General features: G+C 28.8%; 4 protein-coding genes. All 4 read left to right on the forward strand.

Annotated elements, in window-relative coordinates:
* The first annotated feature begins 144 nt into the window (after window positions 1-144).
* The 4 genes from EV214_RS18400 (at window position 145) to EV214_RS18415 (ending at window position 3,393) form a co-directional block, all read left to right on the forward strand.
* Window positions 145-864 (forward strand): GNAT family N-acetyltransferase, encoded by a 720-nt coding sequence (locus tag EV214_RS18400; protein WP_132248463.1) that lies wholly within the window; start codon window positions 145-147, stop codon window positions 862-864.
* Window positions 865-1,050: 186 nt separating this feature from the next.
* Complete coding sequence (locus tag EV214_RS18405) at window positions 1,051-1,638, forward strand: uracil-DNA glycosylase family protein (protein WP_330571348.1); 588 nt, start codon at window positions 1,051-1,053, stop codon at window positions 1,636-1,638.
* Between the two features lie 323 nt (window positions 1,639-1,961).
* Window positions 1,962-2,450 carry a hypothetical protein gene (locus EV214_RS18410; RefSeq protein WP_132248465.1) on the forward strand — a complete coding sequence of 163 codons (489 nt, stop codon included), beginning with the start codon at window positions 1,962-1,964 and terminating at the stop codon, window positions 2,448-2,450.
* A 214-nt stretch (window positions 2,451-2,664) separates the two neighbouring features.
* On the forward strand, window positions 2,665-3,393 hold the full coding sequence (locus EV214_RS18415) for a hypothetical protein (RefSeq protein WP_132248467.1): 729 nt from the start codon (window positions 2,665-2,667) through the stop codon (window positions 3,391-3,393).
* The last annotated feature ends 577 nt before the right edge of the window (window positions 3,394-3,970 follow it).

Raw genomic sequence — 3,970 nt, forward strand, 5'->3', positions numbered from 1 at the left:
ATTATAGGAGGTAGCTGTACTTCGCCTAACATAGCCTTTCCATTATCCTATAAAAAAGCATGTAGGATAACGGAAAGGCTAAGACCGTTATAAGATATAGAAAGTTTTAAAAGAAAAAAAGAACTATGGAAGAGGATAGAAAAAATGAAGATTAATAAAAATATATTGAATGATTTTCGAAATGAAATAGTTAAAAATATCAATATGATCAATTTCATTGAAAATTATCCTATTGACATTATATGGAGTAAAGGTGCATCTATATTGGTAAGAGGAAAAAGTGATGAAAACTGGATTTATATTAGTAGTTCATCAGAAGATGAGTTGCAATTATTGTTAGAAAAATGTGAAGATGAAGAATACTTTGCAGTAGTAGAAGATTGGATGCTTCCTTATATATGTGAAGGTAAAATCGTAGATTGGAAATTATCATGTATAAAGTTAGTTTTGCCAGAAGAAAAAGTTTTACATAAAATTAAATATGAGGTTAGTGAATTAACATTAAATGATGTTGTATATATTTATAATAATTCAAAATACAAAGATTATACAACTTTAGAATATATAAAAGAGAGAATAAAAAATGGTATTAGCTTAGGAATTTATGAAGGTAAAAGTTTAGTTGCTTGGATTATGACACATGATGATGGAGCAATTGGATTTTTGAATGTACTTGAAGAATATAGAAATAAAGGATATGGATATAGTCTTACAATATCTATTATTGAGAGATTAAGAAAGATTAGAAAAATTCCATTTGTTCATATTGAGGAAGATAATAAAAAATCCATAAATCTAGCAACCAAGATTGGATTTGTTAGAGATAGAAAAGTTCATTGGATTAAAAGAATGAATAACTTTTAGCAGGGCTTAAGATTTGCTACATCTTATAACATAGCTTTTCTATCATCCTACAAAAATCATGTAGGACGACGGAAAGGCTAAGCACGTTATCTGCTATTGGGTACTAGTTAAAAATGTGACATACTGTTGTCAGACTATCAATGATATTATAGATAGTAAATATATTATGAAGGGATAGGTGTGTTTATGGTATGTAATAATAGTGGGTGTTTGGGCACTGAAAAGAGTGGTTTTCTTATACCAAAATGGGATATAGATTATAATAAAGTGAAAATTATTATGATTTCAGAAGCACCTCCTAGAGATCCATCAGCATATTTTTCAGACGATCAAACTGATTATATGACTACCACGATCCAAGCATTTAATGATGCCGGATTAAATGTAAAGAGCCTTCAAGATATTATATCTCTTGGGTTTCAAATAACAACAGCAATAAAGTGTCCTAAAGTAGATTACAGTATACCTAGTAGTACTATTAAGATATGTAGTGAATTATTAGAAAGTGAGTTGAATCTCTATAAGAATGCCAAAGCTTATATGTTAATGGGGAATGTTGCTATAAGTGCAATAAATAATATTGCACGAAGACAAATTGGGAAAAGAGTTATTCCAAATAAATCTACCTATAAAATAAGAAACCAAGAGTTTATGTTTAAAGATATAAGGATATTCCCATCATATTTACAAACGGGAAAAAATTATTTAATTGAAAAATCAAAGCGTAGCATGATTGCAGAGGATATAAATAGAGCCTTTAAGTATATATTATAAAAAAAGAAAAGATAGAATTGTGGATATTGTTGCTTGAAATAATAATACTCTATAACTTCCGTACCCAACATCAGATAACAATGTGTTCAAGTTCGTGCGGTGGGTGAAGTCTCTGGAGCTGAGCCGCAGACACCCAAGACACTAAGCCAAGTCTGGCTAAGTGTCTTGGGTGTCTTGAACACGGACCGTTATATGACATGTAGTAGCCACATCATTCAGAGTGCGAATTTGATAGAGAAATGCTTATGAAGTGATGAATGTTTATTTTTATATTTAATTAAGAAAGTTAAGAATTAAATGTGATAAGTAGGAGGATTTAAACAATGGAGAGAGTATCTTCACATTTTGAAACCGGAGAAGTTCGTAAAACCGTTGGGGGAACAATGATTCCAATAAGTTATGATTTTTGGAAACCATTAATAGATTATTTTATCAAAAGGTGTAATAAATTTAGAATAGATTGTTGGTATGAAGAGGTTGAAGGGATACAAAGAGCACAGTTATTTGGCGAATCAGTTCAAAGTGATATTAATAATATGAAAATATTTGAGGGTCAAATTACTGAACAGTTTATCAAGGAATTAATAGAACACCCTTTTGATAAAGAAGGTAAGATAAAATGGTTTTCAATTTTTTTTATGAATGATAAGGATATGATTTTATCTAGTGAACATTATGGCAGTGAGTTTTCTACAGGATGGATCACTGATGAGGATATAGAATTTATTCGATGCACAATACCCAAGGAGTTTTGCTTTCATACATTTAAGGAAGATGAATTTGTTATAGATCTAGAAAATGAAGACGACTAATGTATAGACATGATATAGATAAAAAAATCTTTAGAGGTGACTGATTATTGTAGATTAAAGTCATCATGGGGTCTGGTGCGTCATATAACATACTATTTTCAGGCATTTCAGCAAAAACATGTGAAACGTAGCAACATAGCAAGACCGTTAGCTAAAATTAATAATATATTTCTAGAATTTAGATTGCATGAAATAGTTTTAGGAGGATGATAAAATGATACGTATTAAGTGGAGAACAATTATAGTTACTACCATTTTAATTGTTATTTTTGGAATAGTTATGCTAAGGATATTTTCTCTTAAACCCTTTGCTAATAATATAAAAAATATTAGACAAGATATCTCGAAAGAACAAATCATTAATTGGATAAAAGTACAAGGAAAGAATGAGAGATATTATTATGAAGGTCTTTCGTATGAATTAGTTAACTTAGATAACGATCCTGAATTGGAAGTAGTTGCAAAAATTGTTGGTGGAGTACATTTAGGACAATTTTTTATTTTTGATAAAAGACAAGATGAAAGATACCACTTAATAACAGAACAAGATTGGAAAATAGAAAGTTGGAATTTATCTAATCCTATTGCTAATCATGTAGAAGTTGGAAATAAAAAAATATTTGAAATAGTAACGAGGACAGGAGGTACAGGAATAGATATTTATAAAGTTTATTTGTGGTATATAGAACAGGGGAAGTTTATTGAAGCATGGCAAGGAATATTAAAAGATCGATCAAGCTTTAGGGATGATTATTTATTTAAAATAGGTAATTATCAATTTAATGATGAAAATGATCGAATATATGCATGGTTGAGTAGTTACAAATACCAATCGGATGGAGTTACACTTAAGGAAAAATTTGGAACAAATACAATGATTTATAAATTTGATGGAACTCATTTTGTATTGGATACAGAAACTGGATTTACAAAAACAAACTAATAACTTAAATGAGTATTAAAAAGGATCTGAAAACTTCAGCTAACATACAGTTCAAGATATCCTACTAAGAGCATGTAGGACACCATGAACTGTAAGCACGTTATATGTAATTTTAGATAAACAGAGTGACAGCTTAAAAATCTGAATTTGGTTTCATTGAGACACAATTTGAAAAATTTGCGAACTAACTACTGATATTTTTGATACGAACGATGTTCTTTGACAATTGAATAATGTGGTGTTAAAAAACGAAATTGTTTTACATTTATTACAATAAAAGTTGTAAATTGTAATATAAATATGATATAATTGCCATTGGTTAAGTCAAAATAGTAAAACATAGTGAATTAATAGAGTATATGATTGGAGGTATTATAATGGGAATTTTTAATAGACTTAAATAGTCTATATGTTGAGCAACTACTAACTCTCCCATATGGACTATTTGAAATAAATATTCATTTTTAAAAAATTAGTAATGTTTGAGTAGTCACAGAAACTAATGTATAAAATTTAATTTTTATGCAATCCATTAAAAATCTATAAATTTTATCATTAGAGCTCATTTATATATGAA

This window comes from Marinisporobacter balticus, assembly GCF_004345705.1.
In the GTDB taxonomy this organism is placed as follows: Bacteria; Bacillota; Clostridia; order Peptostreptococcales; family Thermotaleaceae; genus Marinisporobacter; species Marinisporobacter balticus.

Excerpts from the sequence above, each read along its gene's own strand:
- EV214_RS18405 (WP_330571348.1), top strand. The coding sequence starts at position 1,051 with ATGGTATGTAATAATAGTGGGTGTTTGGGCACTGAAAAGAGTGGTTTT.
- EV214_RS18415 (WP_132248467.1), top strand. The coding sequence starts at position 2,665 with ATGATACGTATTAAGTGGAGAACAATTATAGTTACTACCATTTTAATT.
- EV214_RS18400 (WP_132248463.1), top strand. The coding sequence starts at position 145 with ATGAAGATTAATAAAAATATATTGAATGATTTTCGAAATGAAATAGTT.
- EV214_RS18410 (WP_132248465.1), top strand. The coding sequence starts at position 1,962 with ATGGAGAGAGTATCTTCACATTTTGAAACCGGAGAAGTTCGTAAAACC.